Here is a 22,332-nt window from a genome sequence, read left to right on the forward strand (position 1 = left end):
ATGGGCGTGGGGAAGGTGTTGCGCGGCCTGCGGCCGTCGAGGCGGGGGCTGAAGCGGGCCGCGGTGGTGCTGGCCGTACTGCTGGTACTGCCGCCGCTCACGGGCGCGGCGACGCTGCGGGCGTTCTACGCGGGCGTCCCGGCCGCGGACACCCTCACCCGCGGCCGGGACGCGGTGTGGCTGGGGCACGCCTGGGTCGACGGCCGCCGGGACGAGGCCGACCTGGCGCGGCTGAAGCGCCGCATCGCGGGGACCGGCATCCGCGACCTGTACGTGCACACCGGCCCGATGGAGTTCGACGGCACGCTGCGCCCCGAGCGGCATCCGCGGGCCGCGTGGCTGCTGGAGTCCGTGCGGCGGGAGCTCCCGGACGTACGGGTGCAGGCGTGGCTGGGTCAGCTGGTGGTGTACGAGGACGGCGACCCGGGTGGCCTGCTGCTGCCCGGTCCGGCCGCCCGGCGGGCCGTCGTGGACAGTGCGCGCCGGGTGCTGGACCTGGGTTTCGACGGCGTGCACCTGAACCTGGAGCCGCTGCGTTCGGGCAGCCCGCACTACCTGCGGCTGCTGGACCGGCTGCGGCGGACCGTGCACGCGCGCGGCGGAGTCCTCTCGGTCGCCTCGCACCAGATCGACCCGGTCCCCGGCGGTCACGCGCTGGCCGGGCTGCTCACTGAGGACGGGCGCACGAAGTGGTGGTCGCGGGACTACTTCGGGCAGGTCGCGCGGCGTGTCGACCAGATCGCGGTGATGTCGTACGACACCTGGACGCCGCTGGAGAGCCTGTACGGCGGCTACGTCGCGCAGCAGACGGAGCTGGCGCTGGAGAACGCGCCGGAGGACGTGGACGTGCTGATGGGCCTGCCCTTCTACCACACCGACACCCCCGGCCGGGAGCCCGAGGCCGAGACGGTCCCGGCGGCCGTGCGGGGCGTGCGGCTGGGGCTGGGGCGCGAGGACCCGTCGCGCCGGAGGTTCGGGGTGGCACTGTACGTCGACTTCGCGGCGACACCCGCCGACTGGCGGGCCTACCGCCGCGACTGGTGCGGTCCCCGGAGCGTGTCCGCGCCGCCACGAGGGATGCGGCGGGAGGGGCCGCACGCCGTAGGCTGGGCGAGGCACGGAACACGTACGGCAGCCGGTCCGGAGCGCAGTGCTCCGGACCGGGGGTAAGGAGGCGCTGGGTGATCGAGCTCGAGGGGGTTCCCGAGCTGGTCGACCCGGTCATGGTGGCCGCGTTCGAAGGCTGGAACGACGCCGGCGACGCCGCCTCCGCCGCGGTCGCGCACCTGGAGCGGGAGTGGAAGGGCGAGGTGTTCGCGGCGCTGGACGCCGAGGACTACTACGACTTCCAGGTCAACCGCCCGCAGGTGTGGCTGGACGACGGGGCCCGCAAGATCACCTGGCCCACGACACGGCTGTCGGTCGTGCGCGTCGGCGACTCCGACGGCAAGGGCAGGGCACGTGACCTGGTGCTGGTCCGGGGCATCGAGCCGAGCATGCGGTGGCGTTCCTTCTGCAACGAGGTGCTCGGCTTCGCACACGAACTGGGCGTCGAGATGGTGGTGGTGCTGGGCGCCCTGCTCGGCGACACGCCGCACACCCGCCCCGTCCCGGTGACCGGGGTGACCTCGGACCCGGACCTGGCGCGGACCCTCCAGCTGGAGGAGTCGCGGTACGAGGGGCCCACCGGCATCGTCGGCATCCTCCAGGAGGCGTGCACGCACGCGGGAGTCCCGGCCGTCAGCCTGTGGGCGTCGGTGCCGCACTACGTGTCGCAGCCGCCGAACCCCAAGGCGACGCTCGCGCTGCTGAACCGGCTGGAGGACCTGCTGGGGCTGCGCGTGCCGCTCGGCGAGCTGCCGGAGGACGCGCGGGCCTGGCAGCTGGGCGTGGATCAGCTCGCGGCGGAGGACAGCGAGGTGGCGGAGTACGTCCAGTCGCTGGAGGAGGCACGGGACACCGCGGAGCTGCCGGAGGCGTCCGGTGAGGCGATCGCGAAGGAGTTCGAGCGGTACCTGCGCCGCAGGGACGGCGGCCCGTCCGCCGGGCGGGCCGGGGAGGGGCCGGAGAGCGGATCGTTCCGGCGCGGCGGCGGGCGGGGAGCGGGCGGACGCGGTCCCGGTGGCGGGAGGCGTTCCGCGGGTCGCTCCGGGAGCACGGGTCCCGAGGCGCGGAGCGGGCCGGACGACGACCGCGGCGATGCGGAGGGGTCCGGCGACGGCACTCCGGGCACGGGCGGGTCGGCGGAGCGTGACCGCCGGGAGGAGAACGACGACTGAGTCCGGGGCGGGCCCGGCAGGTGAACGGCAGGTGAGCGGTAGGTGTGCGACCCGCCGCGAAGGGTTGTCCTTCGCGGCGGGCCGCTGAGCGTTCCTGGGACGGGTGGGTCAGAGCGCGACGCCCAGGAGGGCGTCGACGGCCCGGGAGACCAGGCCCGGTGCGGCGGTGTCGGTGCCGCCGGTCGCGTCCTGCGCGGCGGCCCACCGGTCGACGGCGGCGAGGGCGGCAGGGGCGTCGAGGTCGTCGGCGAGAGCCTCTCTGATCTCCGCGAGGACGCCGTCGGCGGGCGGCCCGTCCGGCCGGGAGACGGCGCTGCGCCAGCGGGCGAGCCGCTGCTCTGCCTCCCGGAGCACGCCGTCGGTGTACTCCCAGTCGGCGCGGTAGTGGTGGGCCAGCAGGGACAGCCGGATGGCCGCGGGGTCGACGCCGTCGCGGCGCAGCGCGGAGACGAAGACCAGATTGCCCTTGGACTTCGACATCTTCTCGCCGTCCAGGGCGACCATGCCGGCGTGGACGTAGGTGCGGGCGAACGGGTGCTCGCCGGTGACGGCCTGGGCGTGCGAGGCGCCCATCTCGTGGTGCGGGAAAGCGAGGTCGGAGCCGCCGCCCTGCACGTCGAAGCCCATGCCGAGGTGGTCCAGGGCGATGGCGACGCACTCGATGTGCCAGCCGGGCCGGCCCCGGCCGAGGGAGCCGCCGTCCCAGCTGGGCTCGCCGTCGCGGGCGGCCATCCACAGCATCGGGTCGAGCGGGTTCTTCTTGCCCGGGCGGTCCGGGTCGCCGCCGCGTTCGGCGGACAGGGTCCGCATGGTGCCCGCGTCGAGGCCGGAGACCTCGCCGAAGTGGGGGTCCGCGGCGACGGAGAAGTAGACGTCGCCGTCCAGTTCGTACGCGGCGCCCGCGTCCCGGAGACGTTCGACGAGCGGGACGATGCGGGGGATGGTCTCCACCGCGCCGACGAAATGCTGCGGCGGGAGCATCCGCAGCGCCGTCATGTCCTCCCGGAACAGCGCCGTCTCGCGCTCGGCGAGCGCGGCCCACTCCTCGCCGGTGGCCGCCGCGCGTTCCAGCAGCGGGTCGTCGATGTCGGTGACGTTCTGGATGTAGTGGACCTGGCGCTTGGTGTCGAGCCACACGCGCTGGACGAGGTCGAACGCGTTGTACGTCGCCGCGTGCCCCAGGTGGGTGGCGTCGTACGGGGTGATGCCGCAGACGTAGAGGCGGGCGACGGGCCCCGGGGTGGAGGTCACCCGCCCCCCGGTGGCGGTGTCGTGGATCCGGAGGTCGCGGCCCTGACCAGGCAGCGCGGGGACCTCGGAAGCGGGCCAGGCATGCATGCGTCGAGCCTAACCGCACGGCTGTACCGGCCACGAACCCGGCGGTCGATACGGCCGGATGGGCACCCTTGACGAACGGCGGGGCCGGGTGCGGGCAGCCGGGCTAGAGCGGGGGCCAGGGGATGGCGGGCCAGTCGCCGCCGGGCAGCGGGTGGCGCCCGGCGGCCAGCAGCGCGCCGACGCGTCCGCGCACGGCGTCCACCTCGGCGGCCGTGAGCAGTCGCGGCAGGCGGCGGGCGAGCGGCGCGCCGTCCGCCAGCGCATCCCGGAGCACGCGCAGCGCGGCGACCGCCTCGCCGGTCAGCGGTTCGCCGGCCCAGCCCCAGAGCAGGGTGCGCAGCTTGTCCTCGGCGTGGAAGGTCACGCCGTGGTCGATGGCCTGGAGGCGCCCGTCACGCGAGGTGAGCAGGTGTCCGCCCTTGCGGTCGGCGTTGTTGAGCACCGCGTCCAGCACGGCGAGCCGCCGCAGGCGGGGATCGTCGGCGTGCACGAAGAGGGCGGGCCGGCCGTCCTCGGTCTCGGCGTGGCCGACGGTCTTCCAGCCGGGGGGCGGCGTCCCTCCCTCGACCAGGGTGAACAGCTCCCCGAGGCCGCTGCCGTCGTCGTCCGAGTGGTCCGCAGGGTCCGAGGGTTCCCGGCCGGGCGGCGGGCCGACCCACGCCTGGCACATGCCCTCGCCGTACGGGCCGTCGCGCAGCACGGTGGGCGGGATCAGCCTCCAGCCGGTCGCCTCGGACACCTCGTACGCGGCGACCTCGCGGGCGGCCAGGGTGCCGTCGGGGAAGTCCCACAGGGGGCGTTCGCCGGCGACCGGCTTGTAGACGCAGTCGAGGGTTTCGCCGTCCGCGTCGACCGTGGCGAAGAGCACGGCGTTGGAGGCGTTGCGGATGCGTCCGCGGACGGTGAGCGTGCCGTGGGCGAGCAGGTCGCGTGCGGCCGCGGTCGGGAGGGTGGTCACTCGCTCCGTCGGTACCCGTTCTGGCGCGGACATACGTGTCCCTCCGGGTCGAGCGGCAGGCTGCACAGCGGGCACGGCGGCCGCCCGGCGTTCACGACCTCCAGGGCGCGCTTGGCGAAGGCGCGGGCCATCGCGCCGCTGATGCGGACCCGCAGCATGGGCGGGCCGTTCTCGTCGTCCTGGAGCAGGCGTTCCTCGGCCTCGGCGAGATCCTCGTCGGAGTCGGCCTCCAGCTCCACCACGGCCTGGGCCTCGACGACCATCCGCTCGCCGTCCCCGTCCCAGGCCAGCGCCATCGTGCCGACCCGGAACTCCTCGTCCACCGGGGACTGGAGCGGCTCGGTGTCGTCCACCTCGGTGGGGGCGACGGCAGGTACCGGGGCGTTGCCTCCGGAGCGCCGCACCACCTCGTCCAGCAGCTCGTCGATCCGTTCCGCCAGGGCTTCCACCTGTGCCTTCTCCAGCGCCACGCTGGTGGTGCGGCCGGCCGCCGTGGCCTGGAGGAAGAAAGTTCTGCGGCCAGGCAGCCCGACCGTGCCGGCCACGAACCGGTCCGGCGGGTCGTAGAGGAACACCTGACGGGACACGTCCTGCTCCGTTGTCGTCGACTGCTTCGGTCACTGGCACCCTACTGCGCCAGGCGATCACCGCGCCTGAGGGCGTGCTTAGAGACCGCCGCCCACGGGCGCCTCGGAAGCGTCGGTTCCGGTTCCGGTACCCGTTCCGGGGGCGGCAGCGGGCGCGCCGGTCGCCGATCCGTCGCCGGGCGGCGGCTCCTGATCGGGCGGTGGCGCCAGGGAGTCGAGTTCACCGGTGTCCCCGAGCCGCAGCAGGAACGGGCGCAGCGGGGTGTAGCGGACGACGGTGACGGAGCAGGGGCTGACGGAGACGCGCTGGAAGAGGTCCAGGTGCATGCCGAGGGCGTCGGCGACGACGGACTTGATGATGTCGCCGTGGGCGCACATCAGGTAGCAGGCGCCGGGGCCGTGTTCGGCCTCGACGCGTGCGTTCCAGTCGCGCACCGCCTCGACCGCGCGGTGCTGCATGGCGCGCATCGATTCGCCGCCCGGGAAGGCGGCGGCGGACGGGTGCTGCTGGACGGTGGCCATCAGCGGCTCGTCGGACAGCTCGCCGAGTTTGCGGCCGGTCCAGTCGCCGTAGTCGCACTCGTTGATCCGGTCCTCGGTGTGCACGGCCAGGTCCGGGCGGGCCTCGGCGAGCGGGGCGAGGGTCTCCCGGCAGCGCTGGAGCGGGCTGGTGACGGCGAGCACGGGGGCGAGCGGCGCGATGCGGGCGGGCAGGCCGGCGGCCTGTTCCCGGCCGAGTTCGTCCAGGGCGATCCCCGGGGTGCGGCCGGCGAGCAGGCCGGCGGTGTTGGCGGTGGACCGGCCGTGCCGCAGGAGGATCAGCGTGGGCATGGCAGCCAGGGTAGGCGGACAGGTCCCTGAGGGCCGAACGTGGCCGGTGGAGTGCTCGTCGGCGCGGGTGCGTAACCTCCGGAGGCGCCGCGGCGTTGAGGGGGTGACGGCCGTGGCGGGGATGACCCCCGAGCCCCCACCACGGCCGTGATCTCGTTCCCCCACTCCCCCGGGCCCGCCGTCCCCGTCGTCTCCCCGGAGCCCGGCGGCGGGCAGCCGCGCGTCAGGCGAGTCCGGCGCGCTCCATGGCCTCCACCCCGGCCCGCAGGGCGGCGATCCGCTCGTCCAGCGTGAAGCCGGCGGGCGCGAGGGAGAGGGTGCCGACGCCCGCCTCCGCGTAGGCCCGCATCCGGTCGGCGATGCGGTCCACGGGGCCGAGCAGCGTGGTGGAGTCGATGAGCTGCTTCGGCACGGCCGCCGCGGCGCCCTCCTTGTCGCCGTCCAGGTACTTGTCCTGGATCTCCGCGGCCTCCTTCTCGTAGCCCATGCGCTGGGCGAGCTTGTTGTAGAAGTTCTGCTTGCGGCTTCCCATGCCGCCCACGTACAGCGCGGTGTAGGGCCGGAACAGGTCGGCGAGGGCGTCCACGTCGTCGCCGACGGCCATCGGCACGGTGGGGCAGATGTCGAAGCCGTCCAGGTCCTTGCCGGCCTTGGCCCGGCCGGCACGTACGGCTCCCAGCGTGGTCTCCTCGGCGTGCTCGGGCGAGAAGAACACCAGCAGTGCGCCCTCGGCGATCTCGCCGGTCTGCTCCAGGTTCTTGGGGCCGATGGCGGCGATGTAGAGCGGGATGTGCTCGCGCACCGGGTGGACGGTGAGCTTGATCGGCTTGCCCGGCCCGTCGGGCAGGGGGAGCGTCCAGTGCTCGCCCTGGTGGGTCAGGCGCTCGCGCGTCATGGCCTTGCGGACGATCTCGACGTACTCACGGGTGCGGGCGAGCGGCTTGTCGAACTTCACGCCGTACCAGCCCTCGGAGACCTGCGGGCCGGACACGCCGAGGCCGAGGCGGAAGCGTCCGCCGGTGAGGGTGTCCAGGGTGGCGGCGGTCATGGCCGTCATGGCGGGAGTGCGGGCGGGGATCTGGAAGATGCCGGAGCCGACGTCGATGCGCTCGGTCTGGGCGGCGACCCAGGAGAGCACGGTCGGGGCGTCCGAGCCGTAGGCCTCGGCGGCCCAGCACACGGCGTAGCCGAGGCGGTCCGCCTCCTGGGCGACGGCGAGGTTGTCCGCGTCCATCCCGGCTCCCCAGTAGCCGAGGTTGATGCCGAGCCGCATACCGGCCCCCTTACTGATCAGTAACTACGATGTCCCGGGGACTCTAGCGTGTGCCCGTCGGTACGCTCAACGCCCATGGAGTCGAGGCAGCTGGGGCACACCGGCCTGCGCGTGTCGCGGATCGGGCTGGGCACGCTCACCTGGGGCCGCGAGCGGGGCGACGGGTACACGGCCGAGCGCGACGCCGCCGACCAGCTCAGGGCCTTCTGGGAGGCCGGCGGCACACTGGTGGACACCGCCGACGTGTACGCGGACGGCGGCGCCGAGTACCTGCTCGGCGGGCTGCTGCAGGACAAGGTGCCCCGCCGCGACCTGGTGATCGCCACCAAGGCGGGCAGCGTCCCCGACCCGGAGCGCCGTTTCGACGCGTCCCGCGGGCACCTCCTGGCCTCCCTCGACGCGTCGCTGGAGCGCCTGGGCACGGATCACGTCGACCTGTGGCAACTGCACGCCTTCGACCCCCTCACGCCGCTGGACGAGACGCTCCAGGCACTGGACATCGCGGTGACCAGCGGCCGCGCCCGGTATGCGGGCCTGTCGAACTTCTCCGGCTGGCAGCTCGCCAAGGCCGCGACCTGGCAGCTCGCCGCGCCCGGCGCACGTACCCGGCTGGCATGCACACAGATGGAGTACTCGCTGCTGCAGCGCGGCGTGGAGCGCGAGGTGCTGCCGGCCGCGCGGGATCTGGGACTCGGCCTGCTGCCGTCCTCACCGCTGGGACGGGGCGTGCTCACCGGCAAGTACCGGGACGCCACACCCCCGCCGGGGTCGCGCGGCGCGTCGGAGCGGCTGGCCTCCTTCGTGGCGCCGTACCTGGACGAGACGGCCGCGCGGATCGTGGACGCGGTGGCCACCGCCGCCGACGGACTGGCCGTCAGCCCGCTGCAGGTGGCGCTGGCGTGGGTGCGGGACCGGCCGGGTGTGACGGCGCCGGTGGTGGGCGCGCGGACGGCGGAGCAGCTCGGTGAGGCGTTGTCAGTGGAGGGGCTTAGTCTTCCCCACGAGATCCGGCGGGCGCTGGACGACGTGTCCGCTCCGGTGCACCGCTATCCCGACCAGGACTGGAGCGAGCTGTGACCAGCCAGGACGCCACCGGCGACGGCGCGGCCGACGCGCCCGCGGGCGGCAACGCGAGGGCCGCCGAACTCCTCGCCGCGGTGCGGGCGGTGGAGAGCGGCGAGCGGTCCGCGGATTCGTTCTTCGCCGACCGGCTGCGCCCGCCCGCCCGCCGGGCGCCGCGTGCCCCGGGCGGCCCGGGAGCGGTCGCCGCAGCCGGGACGGGCGACGGCGAGCGCGCCCCCGTGACCGTGCCCGGCGCCGTCCGCGCGGTGCTGGCCCGGGGCGGCGCGCCGGAGGCGCTGGGCGAGCAGGTCGTCGCGGCGCTGGGCGAGCAGGCGGACGAGGTGCTGGCCGCGGACCCGTGGCAGCTGCTCGCCGTCCCCGCCGTCCGGACCGAGCAGGCCGACTCCTTCGCCCGCGCACTGCTCGGGGAGGCGTGCGGGCCGGGCGACGAACGGCGCGCCCGCGCACTGGTGGTGCGGATGCTGGAGCGAGCGGCCGCAAGGGGCCACACCGTGCTCGAACCGGCCGCACTCGGCCGGGCACTGGCGCAGCACGCGGTACCGGAGCCGGACGAGGCGGTGCGTGCCGCCGTCGACGACGGCACCGTGCTGGTGTTCGAGGAGGCGCTGGACTCCCTGGACGTCACCGACCGTGCGGCCGCCGACGCGTCCGAGGCGGACGCGCCGGGCGGCGAGGGCGGCGAGGGCGGCGAGGGCGGCGAGGGCGGCGAGGAGGAGCGTCCGGTCCGGCTGCTGGTCGGGCTGGAGCGGCACGCGCTGGCCGAGGAGAGCCTCGCGGACGCCCTGGCCCGCCTGGCGGGCACGGTCCTGGCCGGAGACGCCGACGCGTGGGAGGCGGTCGCCTCGGCGGCGCCGACTCCGTCGGCCGCGGAGCTGGTGCGGGCCACGGCCGGCCACGGCGTGGTCACGCACAGCGGCGGCGAGGCGGCCCGGGCCGAGCCCGCCTTCCTGGCCGCGTCCGCCGGCACCCTCGGCCTGCGGGCCTTCGCCGTGGCGCACGGGGAGAACGGCCGGGAGCGCCTGGCCCGGCTGCTGCCGGACGACGGCGGCGAGGCCGCGGGCACGGTGGCCGGGCTGCTGGCCGGCCGCGAGGGCCCGCCCCGGGACACCGACGGCCTCTGGGAGCTGGACCTGCTGGTCGTGTGCGACGCGGCGCAGCTCGGGACCGAGGAGGCGGCGGCGCTGGCCGAGTCGCTGCCGGACGGGGCCCGGCTGGTTCTCAGCGGTGACCCGCACGAGCTGGGCCCGGCCGGCCCGGGACGGGTCTTCCACGATGTGCCCGCCGCCCGCTGCTGCCCGCAGGTCGTCTCCCGTACGCCCGACCCGGGTCCGCTGGGCGAGCTGGTCTCGGGCGTGGGCGCCGGAGAGCTGCTCCAGGTCGAGGCACCGGACCGGGAGGTGGTCATCGTCCCGGTGCGCGACGCGGGTGAGGCGGTGCACCGCACCGTGCAGCTGGTCGCGGACTCGGTACCGCGGGCGATCGGCGTGCCCGCCGCCGAGACACAGGTGATCGTGCCGGGCCACGACGGGGCGGCGGGCACCCGCGTGCTGAACGCCGCGCTGAAGGAACGGCTCAATCCCGGCCCGGGACGGTTCGGCGGCTTCGACCCGGGTGACCGGGTGCTGTACTCCCCCGCCCCCGGCCGCGGCGCGACGGGCACGGTGGCGGCGGGCGACGACGACGGCCTGCGCATCGATCTGCCCGGGCGCACGGTCGCCGTGCGTCCGGACCGGGTGGCCGCGACGGTCCGGCACGGCTGGGCGGTCACGGCCCACCAGGCCGCGGGGGCGCGCTGGCCGGCCGTGGTCGCCGTGCTGCCGGGAGACGCGGCGGACGCCCTGACCCGTGAGTGGGTGTACACGGCGTTCGGGCGTGCGGCACGGCACCTGTCGGTGGTGCACGGCGCGGAGCAGGCCCTGGCCGAGGCCGTCGCGGGCCGTACGGCGCCGGAGCGCACCACCCGCCTGCGGAGACTGCTCGCGCAGGCTGTCGCGGCGGTGCGCGCCGGCACCGGTTAGCCGTGCTGTCCCGGCCCCGCCCCGTCGGCCCTGTCGTGGGCCCCGGATCGCGGCGGCGCGGGTCAGCGGACGGGCGCGCCCCTGCGGCCGCCGGTCGTGCCCGGGTCGCCGTCGACGTCCTCGTCGTCGAAGACGGTGCTGACGTCGAAGCGGCAGACCACCCGCTCGGGGTCGGCCTCGTCGAACGGCGCCGCAAGCCACTCCCCCGGCTCGCCCGGCTCGTCGGCGGCGGCGATCCACAGTGTGGCGTCGCCCTCCTCGAGGCCGAACTCCTTGTGCCGGGTCGCGATCTCGTCGGGCTCGTACTCGCCGAAGAGCACACCGAGCGCGGCGTGCACGCTGTGTCCGGCGCCCCACTCGGACTCGTCCGCGGACTCGGGGTCGAGGTCGGTGACGCGCTGGGCCTGCGACAGCAGCCGGGAAGGCTCGGTGACCGTGTAGTCGCGGCGGATGAGGACGCTGAGCGCCCGCGGCTCGTCCGGCCCGGTGTAGTCGGGCATGGTGTCGCCGCCGGGGATCTCGAACGGCGTGACCTCGTCGTAGGCGTCGTAGAGCAGCTCGTCGTACGCCTCGCCCGCCGCCGCCAACTCGTCGAAGGCGGCATAGACGGCGGTGTCGGCGGCGGGGTCGGTCACGCCTCCGGAGGAAGCCTCCGCGCGGCGTTCGACCGCCTCCAGGTGCCGGTCCAGCGCGGCCTTGACCGCGTCCGCGGCGGCGCGTACCTCGGCAGCGGTCGGCTGCTCAGCATCAGACATAGTGCAGACGCTATCCGCAATCGGCCCCTGCCCGCACAATGGATGAGATGCCGGAATACGAATTTCGCGATGTGTACGTTCCGCGTGGGGTATCCCGCAAGGCCGCCACGCAGCTTCTCACCGACCACGCCGAGTACGGACACTGGGAACTGGACAGGCTGCGGCTGTTTCCGGACGGCAGCCGGCGCGTCCGGCTGCGCCGCCGGATCATCCGCCAGCTGCGCGCCACGTGGTGACCGTCCCGGCGAGGCCCGGACGCACGAGCGGGCCCCGCTGCGCGGAGCCCGCTCTTCGGCCTGGCGGCCGAGGGGTGTGACGGTTCGCGTCAGCGCTGGGCGGCGCGGGCGCGGCGGTACAGCACGGCCCCGCCGAGCAGCAGGCTCGCGCCCATGCCCAGGGCCGTCTCCAGCTGGTAGCCGGCGCCGGTCTGGGCGAGCTCCGGCGTGGCGACCGTCTGGGTCTCCGGGGCGCTCGGCTGCTCCTTCGGGGCCTCCGGCTTCTCACCCTCGGGCTTGGGCTCTTCCGGGGTGTTCGGCTCTTCCGGGGTGTTCGGCTCCTCCGGAGTGTTCGGCTCCTCCGGGGTGTCCGGCTGGTCGGGGGTGTGCCCCGACTCGTTCGCGCAGCCGTTGCCGAAGGTCGGGTTGAGCAGACCGACCACGTCGATGCTGTTCCCGCAGGCGTTGACCGGCACCTCGACGGGCGCCTGCACGTTGTTGCCCGAGCCGACGCCCGGCGAGTTGGCCGTGGTGCTCTCGGCGGTGCTGCCGCCTTCGTGACCGCCGCCCTGATGGGCGTCCGGCGCGTCCTGGCCGCCGTTCTGGTGGCCGCCGTCCCTCTGCGCGGAGGAGGCGTCACCACCGTCGTTGACGCAGGTGTTGCCGAACGCCGGGTTCAGCAGCGCGATGACGTTCACGGTGTTGCCGCACGCGTTGACCGGCACATGCACCGGCGCCTGCACCGAGTTGCCGGACAGCACGCCGGGCGAGTTCACGGCACCGCCGTCGGCGGTCGCGTCGGCGAAGGCAGAGCCCCCCGAGATCGCGAGCACGCCGCCCGCCGCGGCCACGGTGATCAGGCCTTTTCTGGTGACCTGTCGCATGGTTCTTCCCCTGACTTCATTTCTCACGAAATCACGAGTCGGTACGGCTGTCGTACCGTCACATCGACTCGTCCAGAAGGCCGACGGCCCTGGAGCACGTGGCTCGCACTCCAGGGCCGCGCGGCGGTGTTCGCCCCCGGTGGGGCGGATTCCCCTAGCGGGGAGAACGACCTCAGTCGTTGATGCAGGTGTTGCCGAACGCCGGGTTCAGCAGCCCGATGACGTTCACGGTGTTGCCGCACACGTTGACGGGCACGTGCACGGGGACCTGAACGACGTTGCCGGACAGCACGCCCGGGGAGTTCACGGCGGCACCCTTGGCGCCGGCGTCGGCAACGGCCATGCCCGCACCAGCGAGCACCAGGGAGCCGGTGGCAGCCGCGGTGGCGACGACCTTCTTGAGCATTGTTCCTCCTAGTTGGCAATGCGATCCCATACCGCGGACCGCACACCGTGTAACGAGGAGGGGGGAACCGGGCTACGACTCCCGGCGCTCATTCACTCTTCATGAGTAATCCCGCACAGGCGTACGGACGTTCTCGCTCTGCGCGCGGAGGCGTCAGCACTGGTCGAGGAAGCGGTCCAGCACCCGTACGCCGAACTTCAGGCCCTCCACCGGCACGCGCTCGTCGACGCCGTGGAACATGCCCGCGAAGTCGAGCTCCGGAGGCAGCTTGAGCGGTGCGAACCCGAAGCAGCGGATGCCCAGGTAGTCGAACGACTTGGCGTCCGTGCCGCCGGACAGCATGTAGGGCACCGCGCGCGCCACCGGGTCCTCCGCGCGCAGCGAGGACTGCATGGCGTCCACCAGGGCACCGTCGAAGCTCGTCTCCAGCGCCTTGTCCGCGTGCACGTCCTCCCGGCGCACCCGTGGCCCGAGGAGGCGGTCCAGGTCGGCCAGGAACTCCTCCTCGTGGCCGGGCAGGAACCTGCCGTCGACGTGCGCGGTGGCCTGCCCGGGGATGACGTTGACCTTGTAGCCCGCGCCGAGCTGGGTGGGAGCGGCGGTGTTCTGGAGAGTGGCGCCGATGATCTTGGCGATGCCGCCGAGCTTGGCGAGCGTCTCGTCCATGTCCTCCGGGTCGAGCTCGGTGCCCAGCGCGTCCGACAGTTCGTCCAGGAACGAGCGGACCGTCTTGGTCACCCGCACCGGGAAACGGTGCCGGCCCAGCCGTCCGACCGCCTCGCACAGCTCGGTGATCGCGTTGTCGTCGTTGGTCATCGAGCCGTGGCCGGCGGTTCCGTCCACGGTGAGCCGCATCCAGTGCATGCCCTTCTGGGCCGTCTCGATCAGGTAGAGCCGCAGGTCCTCGTTGACGGTGAAGGAGAAGCCGCCGACCTCGCCGATCGCCTCGGTGACCCCCTCGAAGAGGTGCGGGTGGTTGTCGACCAGGTACCGGGCGCCGTAGATGCCGCCCGCCTCCTCGTCCGCCAGGAAGGCGAGCACCACGTCCCGGGGAGGCCGGCGGCCGCTGCGGAGCCGATCGCGCACGACGGCCAGGGTCATGGCGTCCATGTCCTTCATGTCCACCGCGCCACGGCCCCACACACAGCCGTCGGCGATCTCCCCGGAGAACGGGTGGTGCGTCCAGTCCTCGGCGTTCGCGGGAACGACGTCGGTGTGGCCGTGGATGAGCAGGCCGGGCCGGGAGGAGTCCTCGCCCTCGATCCGGGCGACCACCGACGCGCGGCCGCGCTCGGACTCGATGATCTGCGGCTCCACGCCGACCTCGGCCAGCATGGACGCCACGTACTCGGCGGCGGCCCGCTCCCCGCGGGAGTCGTTGCCGCCAAAGTTGCTGGTGTCGATGCGGATCAGATCGCGGCAGAGGTCGACGACCTCGTCCTCGCCCCTGCGTTCCGGTGCCGGGCTCGACTGGCTCACGCTGCCTCCTGATGTAGCGGGGTTCCATCCTCTCGCCTCGACCGCCCCGCCCCCAAGAGGCCGCGTGATCGACCACCCGCGCGCCGATGCTAGAGTTGGTCACGTCGAGGCGGCCCCGGCCGCCGGACGCTCACCTGTCGGGGTGGCGGAATGGCAGACGCGCTAGCTTGAGGTGCTAGTGCCCTTTACAGGGCGTGGGGGTTCAAGTCCCCCTCCCGACACTCTCTTCAGCTCCACTGCGTGCGGGTCGAGGTTCACCTCGGCCCGCACTGTCGCGTGGGCTGGCTCATAGGTGAGGCGGAGTCCCAGTGCTCGGTGGAGCTCCCGCTTGTCCTCAGCCGTCGCCTCCGAGTTCGCGCCGGCCAGTCCACCTACGGACGCCACCAGCTCCCGGATCTCGACCACGCTGAGTCGCTGACGGTTCTGGACACCGGCCGGCACTGAATGCGCTTCGGCCTTGAGCACCTGGACTTCGGAGATCCACACAGCCACCGTCGCAGGGTCCGTGCCTGCATCCAGAGCTTCGCGATAGCGAGTAAGGAGCTGATCGCGCCCGCCGAGGGCCTGCGCGAGTCGACCGGGTCCTGGGCCGACCTCGTACGGGACTGCCGCCGACACTGCACACGCCCATGACGACTCGGCCGTCCTTGTGTGCCTCCCCCGCTCAACAGGCGTCTTGACGGGCGTCGGTCTCTGCCTGAGGCGGCATCGGTTCCGGCGCGGGGGAGGAGCGTTCCCAGCGGCCCGAGGTCGAGGTGCACGTCGTCCGGAGCGATGCTGTGCTGCTCGCACAGTTCACTCATCCGCTGGTCGAGCAGCATCAGGGTGGTACCGATGCGTTCCATTTGCTCGTCGGCGAGGTTGGCGGGGCGTAGCCGTAGGGGGTCGTGGTGTCGGGCCGGGTGTCCGGGAGCCGCATGTGGGTCAGTCCTCCTCCTCTTCCTCGTCCTCGTCATAGGCGTCTTCCTCGTCGTACTCGTCCTCCTCGTCCCACTCCTCCTCGGCCTCGCCTTCGGCGGCCTCGTCCGGTTCTTCTCCGGACTCCTGTTCCTCCTGTTCCAGGGCGTCCTCATGGCTGAGGACCACCTCGCTGTCACGGATCTCGCCGCGCCAGCCCTCGACGTCCTCGTCGGCGTTGAGTGTCACGTACCGCTGGAAGTGCTTGAGGTCCAGGCGCAGGCGGCGGCCCTGGGCGCGCCAGAGGTTGCCGGTCTTCTCGAAGAAGCCCGAGGGCGTGTACTCGACCACCACCACGATGCGGGTCAGCGTCGGGCCCAGCTCGTGGAAGGAGACCGCGCCACGGGTGCTGCCTTTGGAGCCCTGCGAGGACCACACGATGCGGTCGTCGGGTATCTGCTCCTCGACGGTGGCCTCCCAGCCGCGTGTGGACGGGCCGACCTTCACCTTCCAGTCGGAGGTGGTGTCCTCCTTGCGGGAGGCGTTGCGTACACCCTTCATGTAGGTGCCGAACTCCTCGAAATCGCACCAGTTGTCATACGCGGTACGCAGGGGCACGCCCACGTCGAGCACCTCGACGATGTTGGTGACCTTGGTGTCGCTCTTGCTTCCGCCCTCGCCGCCACCCGCGCCGACCAGGTCCTTCACCTTGCCCACCGTCTTGTCCTTCGCGTCCTTCGCCTTCTCCGCGACGAGCGCCTTGACCGGCGAGTCCCCGCCGCCCACCACACGGGAGGCGACCGACCCGAGGGTGCCGCCGTTCACGGCCGCGTCGTTGAGGTCGTCGGTGAGGCTCGACATGCGGTTGCCGAGCGAGTCGGCCAGATGCCCCGCCTGCGCCGTCAGATACGCGGTGATCTCCTCACGCAGCCGGTCGAGGCCGGTGTCAGCCGTGCCTCCGGCCTTGTCGGTGGATGACATGACGACTACCTCCCTCGCGGCCGTCGGGTGGAGGGAGAGGCCGCCTTCCGGGCAGCGGTCTTCTTCGCGGCCGACTTCTTCCCCGTCGCCTTCTTCGCGGCCGCTCCGGTCTTCTTCGCCGGGGCCTTCTTCGGCGGGGCGGCCTTCTTCGCCGGCGCCGCACGGGCCGGACGCTTCTCTGCCGTCTCCTCGGGTTCCTCACCCTCCTCGGAGTCCTCTGCCTGTTCCCGGCCCGCCACGCCTCCGGCTGCGCCGCCGAGACCGGAGAGGGAGTCCGTACGGTCACGCAGTGCGTTGGAGAGGGAGTCCAGCCGGCGGTTGGCGGCGGCCGTCACCATGGAACGGCCCGCGGCCATCAGTTCGCCGCGCAGCTGGTCGTTCAGCTGGGAGAACTCGGGTGACCCGGTCAGCCGTTTCAGGCCCTCGGTGAGCAACCGTTGCGGGTTGAAGCCGTTGCGCCGCCCCAGCACCCAGGAGGCGAGGGCGAGCGCCAGCTTGGCCTTCCTGGTGCGGCCCAGCAGGTAGCCGCCCACGAGACTCGCCGCGAGCAGCTTGCTGTTCTGTGTCATCGGTGCCTCCCCGGCACGGGGGTGGCGTCGGCCCGCCCGGCTGGAGCCGGAGGAACCGGCGGTTCGAGGAGATCGAATAGCCGTTCCTCTTCCTGCTCGAACTCGTGCAGGCTGATCTCCCCCGCCTCCAGTATGTCGTTCAGGGCACGGATGCGCATGTGGACGGCGGCCGGGCGCCCGCCGTTCCTCCTCGGCGGCGTCGGCCATCCGGTCCGCGACCCACACCACCCCGCGCACCGGTGCGAACGGCAGCAGTCGGGACCTGCCCAGCAGGGTGACGCCCGCTGCCATCACGCCCGCGCTGAGCGCTGCGCCGAGCAGCAGGTTCTGCCCGAGCAGCGACGCGAGGGCGACGCCGGGGAGCATGCCGTGCGACATCGCGTCCCCGAGGAGCTCCCTCCCGTGCACGACGACCCACGTGCCGGCGAGTGCGCGGAGCAGGGACACCAACACGCCTCCCCGCAGGGCGCGCTGGACGAAGGCCACCTGACCGCGACCGGCCCCCCGCCCACGTTCTGCCGGAACGGATCACCTGCTTCCGATGAGCCGTGTTCGGGCCGCTGCGGCGAGTTGCCGGGGTATCCGCAAAGACCCGCACCGGACCGGGAGGCAGGGAACGAAAACGGGGCCGGTCCGGACTGTCGATGATCTGTCCGGCCTTCTGCACGGACGGAGCCGAGCCCCGTCCACCTCGTGCCCCCGGACCTGACGCCAGCCTCCGGACGGTCTGGCTGGGCATGCGGTGAGCGGGGCGTGGGGAGTCGGCAGCCCCGCTCCTCCGGGACGCAGCGTGACGACGGAACCTCACCAGCACTCGCGAGCCAGTGCCGCGAGGTCGCGGAGTGCTCTCGTCGGCCGGCGGGCCTTGTGGGTGATCATGTAGATGCCGAGGCGCGGCGCGCGTGTCCAGGGCAGGGCGACGAGTTCGCCGCGCCGGACCTCCTCGTCCACCGTCGACGCCGGGAGGAGACCGACTCCGAGGCCGGCCGCTGCGCACTTCTTGATGGCTTCGACACTGAAGAACTCCATGGTCACCGGGTCGATGCCGGCTTCCTTGAGTTCCGCGTCGATCAACTCCCGCTGGGCACATCCCTTTTCGATGACGAGCAGCGTCTGGTCCGCGAGGTGCGCAGTGGTGGTCCTCCTGTCGCGCGCGCGTGGGTGGCCGGGGCGTGCCACGAGTAGGAGGGGTTCCTCGGTCAGCGCCTCGGCCGTGGTCATGGGGGCGTGGACGCTCTGCTCCAGGAGGAAGCCGGCATCGAGGCTGCCGTCCTTGACGGCGGCCAGGAGATTCGCCCTTCCCGCGGGCCGGAAGACGACGCGCAGCAGCGGGTACCGATCCTGGAGCGCGCGGAGAACGTCGGGGAGACGATAGGCGCACAGGCTCTCCGGAGCGGCGATGTGCAGGGTGCCGCGGACCTCGTGCGGGTCTCCGGCGGCTTGCCGCACCGCTTCGCGTGCCTGCTCGGAGCAGGTGATCAGGGTGCGCGCGTGTTCCCGTAGTTCCTCACCGGCGGCGGTGAGGACGTTGCGGCGGCCCAGGCGCTCGAAGAGCTGGACGCCGAGGTCGGCTTCGAGCGCCTTGATGTGGGTGGTGACGCTCGACTGCACGTATCCGAGTTCCTCCGCCGCCTTGGTGAAGCTCATCGAGCGGGCCACTTCGAGAAACGTGACGAGGTGCTTCATCTCCACACTCATTGCATTCCTCGATGGCTTCGATCGAAAACCTTCGTTGGACGCGATGAGACTTCGGCTTCTACAACGTCGGGTATGGCCTTCACCCGAGACGCTCCCCGTCCACGCCGCGACCTCCCGCGCACAGGGCTGGGCGGTCGCGACTTCCTCCTTCTCCTCGCCGCCTCGGCGGGTGCCTTCTCGAACTACGCCCCGATGCTGTCGGTGGTGCCGCTGTGGTCGGCCGCGGGAGGGTCCGGTTCCGCGGGGGTGGGCGCTGCCACGAGTGTGACGATGGGCGCCACGGTCGCCGTTCAGCTGGCCATGCCGTGGCTGCTGAGGCGCTGCGGACTTCAGGCGGTTTTCGCCACGGGGGCGGTGCTGCTCGGCGCTCCGACTCTGGCGTACCTGGCGTCCTCGGGCGTGGCGTGGGTGCTGGCGGTCTCGGCCGTACGCGGTGCAGGTTTCGGGATGGTCGCCGTCGCGGGAAGCACGCTCGTCGCCGAACTCGTGGGGAAGGACCAGCGGGGGCGGGCGGTGGGCTGGTACGGCGTCGCGGTGGGGCTGCCTCAGGTGGTCTGCCTGCCCCTGGCGGTATGGGGAGTCGAGCGTTTCGGCTTCGTCCCGGTCTTCGTCCTCACGACGGCGGTCAGCCTGGCGGCGGCGCCGGTGATCCGGGCCGTGAAGGGTGGGACGGGCGGACGCACGCCTCCGTGCTCGGCCGTCCGTCCGCAGCGCACGAGGCCGCGGTGGCGGCCCCTGGTGAGCCCGGGGACGGTGCTCCTCACAGCGGCCTGCGCTCTCGGCGGTGTGACCTCCTTCCTTCCCCTTGCACTGGCCGGGAGTTCCTTGGCCGCGACCGCGCTCTTCGTGCTCTCTTCCGCCGTCGTCGCCGGGCGCTGGGGGGCTGGCCGGCTCAGTGACCGGCTGGGGCCGGGCCGCCTGCTGGCGGCCGGGGTCGTGGCGTGTGCGGCAGGCGTGGGCGGATTCGCGGCGGCCGTGGCGGGCGTGTCACCGGCGGGCGTCGCCATGGCGGCCGCGGTTGTCTACGGGCTCGGCTTCGGTGCGCTGCAGAACGACACCCTGGTCCTCATGTTCGCCAGGGTCGATGCGAACGGAAGCGGCCTGGCCGGCACGGCGTGGAACATGGCCTACGACGCCGGCACCGGTATCGGCGCGGCGGCCGTTGGCCTCCTGTCGGGAGCCGTGAGCCTCGCTGGCGCCTTCACCGCCACAGCGATCGTCATCCTCGCGTCCACGCCGCTGGCATGGTTCGGCACACGCGCTTCCCCACGGCGCGGGGACGCCTGCACGCGGCGGCGGTGACCTCCGCGCGCGGCGGAGTCGGCCCGCCATCGGCCGGGGAGTCGTTCGAGGTACGTGCAGGTGGGCTGCCGGATCGGGGACGCTTCCGCCACCCGGCGGCCCGCACGGGGTGAGTTCCCGCGCGGGCCGGTCGACGCGTGGTGTGGACTGCCGTCAGTCCTGGAAGACCAGCGGCTCGTCGTACGGCTCCCGGGACAGGAGGCCACCGAAGTTCGCCTCGACCTGGGCGGCCTCCGCGGCGTTCGGGTAGGCGTTGGTGCAGCCCACACCGCCGGTCGACCCCGACATCAGGCTGGAGCACGGGCCGGGCTTGATGTCGGGGAGCCCGAGGATGTGGCCGAACTCGTGTGCGGCGATGCGGACGGGATGGTGCCCCTCGGCCGTTGCCTGGCGGCCCATGTAGACGATGCCGTTGCCGAGGCTGGTGGTGATGGCACGCGGCCATCCGTTGTCGGCGATGACCTCGATGTTGGCCGGCCCGCCGGGCTGGGCGGCCACGAGCTCGACGTTGTCGACGCTCTCGTTCCAGTTGGCGGCGCCCTGGTGGACGGCGTCGACGAACTCGGCGGCGGCGCTGACGTCGTAGGTGACGGTGGTGGCGGCGAACTCGTTCTGCGCGGGAGCGGCGGGAGCGGCGACGGCCTGGCCACCCAGCAGGGTGCCCACCATCAGGACCGCTGCGGAACATGCGCGCACTGCTGTGCCGAACGACATGTACGGCCTCCTCGTGGGGGTAGGGGCCCAGAGCCGAAGGCCGACGGCCCTAGGCATGTACATGACTTTATAGCGCGGGCCGGCTCCGCACCGCGAGAGCGCGAACCGGCCGCGAGCCGTCGGCGCCGGCGGCCCGTCGACCCCATCCGGCCCGTGGGAGGGGCGAGTTGATCAGCCGTCAGGCCCGGGTCGGTGTCGCGGCGTGACGGCGGGGCACGGTGTGCCCCGCCGTCACGCGATCCAGCGGGCCGCGGCCTCGTAGAGGGTGGACGGGCTGCTGTTGAAGGCGATGGCGGCGTCGGGTGCGTGCCGCCGGATCAGGTGGACCACCCGCTCGAGGAGCTCGACGTGATCGTCCGAGTGCCTCAGGCCACCGCCGACCGTGACGCACTCCCACCTTCGGGCTCGCAGCGCGTCGCCGACGACCGCTTCCACGTCGTCGCTCCCGTCGAGGCCGATGAGGCAGGTCTCCGCGCCCACGCCGTGCGCGGCGAACTCGGCCAGTCCCGCCTCGATCGCCCTGACCACCGGCTCGGGGTCCCACGGCCCGGGTACGCGGCGCGGATCGAGTCCGATGACCAGGACGCGAGGCGATGCAGTGCTCATGGACGGACGATACGCGCAGCGCCGTACGCGCCGCGGTCTCCGCTACCGGTCGGCGGTCGCGGGTGTGCGGAACTGGCGGCGCAGGTAGGCGTCCCAGGCGCGGCTGCCCAGCAGGCGGCGGGTGTGGATCAGGGCCCGGGCGGCGGGCGTGACGACGTAGCGGTGGCGGGGGCGCCGGGCGGTCAGCGCGCGGTGCACGGTGCGGGCGACCGGGTCGGGGCCCGCGGCCAGCGCGGAGCCGTAGGTGCGGGTCATCCGGTGCTCGACGGCGTCGGCGAGCGGCCGGTAGGGGCTGCGCGGGGAGGTGGCGGCGGCCAGGGTGTCGCCCGCGGTCGCGCCGAAGCCGGTACGGATCAGGCCGGGTTCGACGAGGGAGACGGATATGCCGAAGGGCGTCACCTCGTGCCGAAGCGCGTCCGAGAAGGCCTCCACCGCGTACTTGCTGGCGTGGTAGGCGCCGCCGAGCGGGAAGACCAGGCGGCCGCCCATGGAGGAGACGTTCACGATCCGCCCCCGCCCCGCCTCGCGCATGTGGGGCAGGACGAGCTGGGTCAGGCGGACCAGGCCGAAGACGTTGGTCTCGAACTGTGCCCGCAGCTGCTCCGGCGGCACCTCCTCGACCGCGCCGTACGCGCCGTAGCCGGCGTTGTTGACCAGGGCGCCCAGGCCGCCGTGCTCGGCGGTGATCTCTTCCACCGCCGCCCGCATCGACTCTTCGTCGGTCACGTCGAGTCGCAGCGTGCGGCAGCCCGCGTCCTGGAGTGCACGCAGGGCCTCGGGGCGGCGTGCCGTGGCGTAGACGGTCATGCCGTCGGCGGCCAGACGTGCTGCGGTGGCGGCGCCGATGCCGCCGGTCGTGCCGGTGATCAGCACGGGTCCGTGGGGGTCGTTCATGCGGTCTCCTCAAGCGGGGCGAGCAGGAGGCGGACGGTCTCGCCGAGGAGCCGCTCCGCCCGGTCCGGGTGGTCGAGGTCGTGTTCCAGGCCGCGGGTCAGTGCCAGCAGCACCCCGGCGAGTTCCTGCGCGCTCAGGGGCGAGGCCGCGGCCAGCGGCGCGAGCACGCCGGTGAGGATTCCGGCGAGTCCCGCCAGCAGAGCGTCCTGTCCGGGGGCGGTGGAACGGTCGTGCTCGGCGAGGATCTCCCGCGCGTGCGGCGAGTCCCGGTGGACGGAGGCGACGAGGCGCAGCTTGACGGCGAGCACGGCGACGGTCTGTTCCACCGGCCCGTCGTGCGCACCGGCGGCGGCCGCCGCCCGGTCGACGGCGCGCGCGAACATGCGCTCCCGTACGCGGGCGAACGCGTCCTCCTTGCTGCGGACGTACTGGTACAGCGAGGAACGGGACATGCCCGCCTCACGGGCGATGTCCTCCATCGCCGTGCGCTTCACTCCGTAGCGGAGGAACGCGGCGAGCGCCGCGTCCAGTACGAGGTCGAGTCGGGGTCGGGGTGACATGCTGA

Annotated in this window: 22 protein-coding genes, 1 tRNA gene and 2 pseudogenes; 7 read left to right on the forward strand and 18 right to left on the reverse strand. The window is 73.2% G+C overall.

Annotated features, from left to right (window positions below; genetic code table 11):
* Nucleotides 1–1,170, forward strand: a complete 1,170-nt coding sequence (locus K304_RS27210; RefSeq protein ID WP_078528497.1) for a hypothetical protein — start codon at nucleotides 1–3, stop codon at nucleotides 1,168–1,170.
* Between the two features lie 11 nt (nucleotides 1,171–1,181).
* A complete protein-coding gene (locus tag K304_RS27215) occupies nucleotides 1,182–2,279 on the forward strand; it encodes a PAC2 family protein (protein ID WP_078528500.1) in 1,098 nt (365 codons plus the stop codon).
* Nucleotides 2,280–2,387: 108 nt separating this feature from the next.
* Here the strand turns inward: K304_RS27215 and mshC are convergent, their stop codons facing one another.
* The 5 genes from mshC to K304_RS0104390 all read right to left on the reverse strand — a co-directional run bounded on the left by mshC (nucleotide 2,388) and on the right by K304_RS0104390 (nucleotide 7,266).
* Nucleotides 2,388–3,617 carry a cysteine--1-D-myo-inosityl 2-amino-2-deoxy-alpha-D-glucopyranoside ligase gene (gene mshC / locus K304_RS0104370; RefSeq protein ID WP_027762753.1) on the reverse strand — a complete coding sequence of 410 codons (1,230 nt, stop codon included), beginning with the start codon at nucleotides 3,615–3,617 and terminating at the stop codon, nucleotides 2,388–2,390.
* A gap of 103 nt (nucleotides 3,618–3,720) precedes the next feature.
* A complete protein-coding gene (locus tag K304_RS0104375) occupies nucleotides 3,721–4,608 on the reverse strand; it encodes an SCO1664 family protein (RefSeq protein ID WP_051307848.1) in 888 nt (295 codons plus the stop codon).
* The gene (locus K304_RS0104380) at nucleotides 4,572–5,162 is read right to left on the reverse strand and encodes a DUF3090 domain-containing protein (RefSeq protein ID WP_027762755.1); all 591 of its coding nucleotides are present in this window, start codon (nucleotides 5,160–5,162) and stop codon (nucleotides 4,572–4,574) included. Before K304_RS0104380 ends, K304_RS0104375 begins: the two co-directional genes overlap by 37 nt.
* A 78-nt stretch (nucleotides 5,163–5,240) precedes the next feature.
* A complete protein-coding gene (locus K304_RS0104385) occupies nucleotides 5,241–5,993 on the reverse strand; it encodes a histidine phosphatase family protein (RefSeq protein WP_027762756.1) in 753 nt (250 codons plus the stop codon).
* A 223-nt stretch (nucleotides 5,994–6,216) separates the two neighbouring features.
* A complete protein-coding gene (locus K304_RS0104390) occupies nucleotides 6,217–7,266 on the reverse strand; it encodes an LLM class F420-dependent oxidoreductase (protein WP_027762757.1) in 1,050 nt (349 codons plus the stop codon).
* Between the two features lie 75 nt (nucleotides 7,267–7,341).
* Here K304_RS0104390 and K304_RS0104395 point away from each other — a divergent pair, with 75 nt between their 5' ends.
* Together K304_RS0104395 and K304_RS27220 are read left to right on the forward strand one after the other, a co-directional pair.
* Nucleotides 7,342–8,343, forward strand: a complete 1,002-nt coding sequence (locus tag K304_RS0104395) for an aldo/keto reductase (RefSeq protein WP_027762758.1) — start codon at nucleotides 7,342–7,344, stop codon at nucleotides 8,341–8,343.
* Nucleotides 8,340–10,367: a helix-hairpin-helix domain-containing protein gene (locus tag K304_RS27220; RefSeq protein WP_051307849.1), complete on the forward strand. Its 2,028-nt coding sequence runs from the start codon at nucleotides 8,340–8,342 to the stop codon at nucleotides 10,365–10,367. Before K304_RS0104395 ends, K304_RS27220 begins: the two co-directional genes overlap by 4 nt.
* Before the next feature lie 62 nt (nucleotides 10,368–10,429).
* Here the strand turns inward: K304_RS27220 and K304_RS0104405 are convergent, their stop codons facing one another.
* On the reverse strand, nucleotides 10,430–11,122 hold the full coding sequence (locus tag K304_RS0104405) for a hypothetical protein (protein WP_027762759.1): 693 nt from the start codon (nucleotides 11,120–11,122) through the stop codon (nucleotides 10,430–10,432).
* A 47-nt stretch (nucleotides 11,123–11,169) separates the two neighbouring features.
* Here K304_RS0104405 and K304_RS0104410 point away from each other — a divergent pair, with 47 nt between their 5' ends.
* Nucleotides 11,170–11,358 (forward strand): DUF5703 family protein, encoded by a 189-nt coding sequence (locus tag K304_RS0104410; protein WP_027762760.1) that lies wholly within the window; start codon nucleotides 11,170–11,172, stop codon nucleotides 11,356–11,358.
* An 89-nt stretch (nucleotides 11,359–11,447) separates the two neighbouring features.
* Here K304_RS0104410 and K304_RS0104415 read toward each other — a convergent pair whose 3' ends face one another.
* The 3 genes from K304_RS0104415 to K304_RS0104425 all read right to left on the reverse strand — a co-directional run bounded on the left by K304_RS0104415 (nucleotide 11,448) and on the right by K304_RS0104425 (nucleotide 14,106).
* The gene (locus K304_RS0104415) at nucleotides 11,448–12,221 is read right to left on the reverse strand and encodes a chaplin (RefSeq protein ID WP_027762761.1); all 774 of its coding nucleotides are present in this window, start codon (nucleotides 12,219–12,221) and stop codon (nucleotides 11,448–11,450) included.
* A gap of 172 nt (nucleotides 12,222–12,393) precedes the next feature.
* Complete coding sequence (gene chpH / locus K304_RS0104420) at nucleotides 12,394–12,627, reverse strand: chaplin ChpH (RefSeq protein WP_027762762.1); 234 nt, start codon at nucleotides 12,625–12,627, stop codon at nucleotides 12,394–12,396.
* 153 nt (nucleotides 12,628–12,780) lie between these two features.
* Nucleotides 12,781–14,106, reverse strand: a complete 1,326-nt coding sequence (locus tag K304_RS0104425) for a M20/M25/M40 family metallo-hydrolase (protein ID WP_027762763.1) — start codon at nucleotides 14,104–14,106, stop codon at nucleotides 12,781–12,783.
* Nucleotides 14,107–14,242: 136 nt separating this feature from the next.
* Here K304_RS0104425 and K304_RS0104430 point away from each other — a divergent pair.
* Nucleotides 14,243–14,327 (forward strand) — tRNA-Leu (locus K304_RS0104430).
* A gap of 498 nt (nucleotides 14,328–14,825) precedes the next feature.
* Here K304_RS0104430 and gvpK read toward each other — a convergent pair.
* From gvpK to K304_RS0104460, 5 genes and pseudogenes are all read right to left on the reverse strand, one after another.
* Nucleotides 14,826–15,062, reverse strand: a pseudogene (gvpK, locus tag K304_RS32715) (gas vesicle protein GvpK); the annotation flags it as partial.
* Nucleotides 15,031–15,984, reverse strand: coding sequence for an SRPBCC family protein (locus K304_RS0104445; RefSeq protein WP_027762764.1), 954 nt, complete (start codon nucleotides 15,982–15,984; stop codon nucleotides 15,031–15,033). The pseudogene gvpK and the gene K304_RS0104445, both read right to left, overlap by 32 nt.
* Before the next feature lie 5 nt (nucleotides 15,985–15,989).
* The gene (locus K304_RS33220; protein ID WP_027762765.1) at nucleotides 15,990–16,553 is read right to left on the reverse strand and encodes a hypothetical protein; all 564 of its coding nucleotides are present in this window, start codon (nucleotides 16,551–16,553) and stop codon (nucleotides 15,990–15,992) included.
* A gap of 258 nt (nucleotides 16,554–16,811) precedes the next feature.
* Nucleotides 16,812–17,039 (reverse strand): annotated as a pseudogene (locus tag K304_RS33225) (metal ABC transporter permease); the annotation flags it as partial.
* 318 nt (nucleotides 17,040–17,357) lie between these two features.
* Entirely contained in the window at nucleotides 17,358–18,251 is an 894-nt protein-coding gene (locus K304_RS0104460) for a LysR family transcriptional regulator (RefSeq protein ID WP_486591569.1), read from the reverse strand.
* A 72-nt stretch (nucleotides 18,252–18,323) separates the two neighbouring features.
* On the opposite strand from K304_RS0104460, the gene K304_RS0104465 reads away from it, so the two are divergent.
* Nucleotides 18,324–19,553, forward strand: a complete 1,230-nt coding sequence (locus K304_RS0104465) for an MFS transporter (protein ID WP_027762767.1) — start codon at nucleotides 18,324–18,326, stop codon at nucleotides 19,551–19,553.
* Between the two features lie 153 nt (nucleotides 19,554–19,706).
* Here K304_RS0104465 and K304_RS0104470 read toward each other — a convergent pair whose 3' ends face one another.
* From K304_RS0104470 to K304_RS31580, 4 genes are all read right to left on the reverse strand, one after another.
* A complete protein-coding gene (locus tag K304_RS0104470; protein ID WP_027762768.1) occupies nucleotides 19,707–20,267 on the reverse strand; it encodes a snapalysin family zinc-dependent metalloprotease in 561 nt (186 codons plus the stop codon).
* A 231-nt stretch (nucleotides 20,268–20,498) separates the two neighbouring features.
* Nucleotides 20,499–20,873: a hypothetical protein gene (locus K304_RS0104475; protein ID WP_027762769.1), complete on the reverse strand. Its 375-nt coding sequence runs from the start codon at nucleotides 20,871–20,873 to the stop codon at nucleotides 20,499–20,501.
* A 42-nt stretch (nucleotides 20,874–20,915) separates the two neighbouring features.
* Nucleotides 20,916–21,767, reverse strand: coding sequence for an oxidoreductase (locus tag K304_RS0104480; RefSeq protein ID WP_027762770.1), 852 nt, complete (start codon nucleotides 21,765–21,767; stop codon nucleotides 20,916–20,918).
* Nucleotides 21,764–22,327, reverse strand: coding sequence for a TetR/AcrR family transcriptional regulator (locus K304_RS31580; protein WP_051307850.1), 564 nt, complete (start codon nucleotides 22,325–22,327; stop codon nucleotides 21,764–21,766). Before K304_RS31580 ends, K304_RS0104480 begins: the two co-directional genes overlap by 4 nt.
* Between the last annotated feature and the right edge of the window lie 5 nt (nucleotides 22,328–22,332).

The sequence above is a fragment of the Streptomyces sp. CNS606 genome (genome assembly GCF_000426325.1).

Bases quoted from the DNA above. Each gene is read 5' to 3' on its own strand.
- K304_RS0104395 (WP_027762758.1), top strand. From the start codon at position 7,342: ATGGAGTCGAGGCAGCTGGGGCACACCGGCCTGCGCGTGTCGCGGATC.
- mshC (WP_027762753.1), bottom strand. From the start codon at position 3,617: ATGCATGCCTGGCCCGCTTCCGAGGTCCCCGCGCTGCCTGGTCAGGGC.
- K304_RS0104385 (WP_027762756.1), bottom strand. From the start codon at position 5,993: ATGCCCACGCTGATCCTCCTGCGGCACGGCCGGTCCACCGCCAACACC.
- K304_RS0104480 (WP_027762770.1), bottom strand. From the start codon at position 21,767: ATGAACGACCCCCACGGACCCGTGCTGATCACCGGCACGACCGGCGGC.
- K304_RS27210 (WP_078528497.1), top strand. From the start codon at position 1: ATGGGCGTGGGGAAGGTGTTGCGCGGCCTGCGGCCGTCGAGGCGGGGG.
- K304_RS0104410 (WP_027762760.1), top strand. From the start codon at position 11,170: ATGCCGGAATACGAATTTCGCGATGTGTACGTTCCGCGTGGGGTATCC.
- K304_RS0104445 (WP_027762764.1), bottom strand. From the start codon at position 15,984: ATGTCATCCACCGACAAGGCCGGAGGCACGGCTGACACCGGCCTCGAC.
- K304_RS31580 (WP_051307850.1), bottom strand. From the start codon at position 22,327: ATGTCACCCCGACCCCGACTCGACCTCGTACTGGACGCGGCGCTCGCC.
- chpH (WP_027762762.1), bottom strand. From the start codon at position 12,627: ATGCTCAAGAAGGTCGTCGCCACCGCGGCTGCCACCGGCTCCCTGGTG.
- K304_RS33220 (WP_027762765.1), bottom strand. From the start codon at position 16,553: ATGACACAGAACAGCAAGCTGCTCGCGGCGAGTCTCGTGGGCGGCTAC.
- K304_RS0104405 (WP_027762759.1), bottom strand. From the start codon at position 11,122: ATGTCTGATGCTGAGCAGCCGACCGCTGCCGAGGTACGCGCCGCCGCG.
- K304_RS0104460 (WP_486591569.1), bottom strand. From the start codon at position 18,251: ATGAGTGTGGAGATGAAGCACCTCGTCACGTTTCTCGAAGTGGCCCGC.
- K304_RS0104390 (WP_027762757.1), bottom strand. From the start codon at position 7,266: ATGCGGCTCGGCATCAACCTCGGCTACTGGGGAGCCGGGATGGACGCG.
- K304_RS0104470 (WP_027762768.1), bottom strand. From the start codon at position 20,267: ATGTCGTTCGGCACAGCAGTGCGCGCATGTTCCGCAGCGGTCCTGATG.
- K304_RS0104475 (WP_027762769.1), bottom strand. From the start codon at position 20,873: ATGAGCACTGCATCGCCTCGCGTCCTGGTCATCGGACTCGATCCGCGC.
- K304_RS0104375 (WP_051307848.1), bottom strand. From the start codon at position 4,608: ATGTCCGCGCCAGAACGGGTACCGACGGAGCGAGTGACCACCCTCCCG.
- K304_RS0104465 (WP_027762767.1), top strand. From the start codon at position 18,324: ATGGCCTTCACCCGAGACGCTCCCCGTCCACGCCGCGACCTCCCGCGC.
- K304_RS0104415 (WP_027762761.1), bottom strand. From the start codon at position 12,221: ATGCGACAGGTCACCAGAAAAGGCCTGATCACCGTGGCCGCGGCGGGC.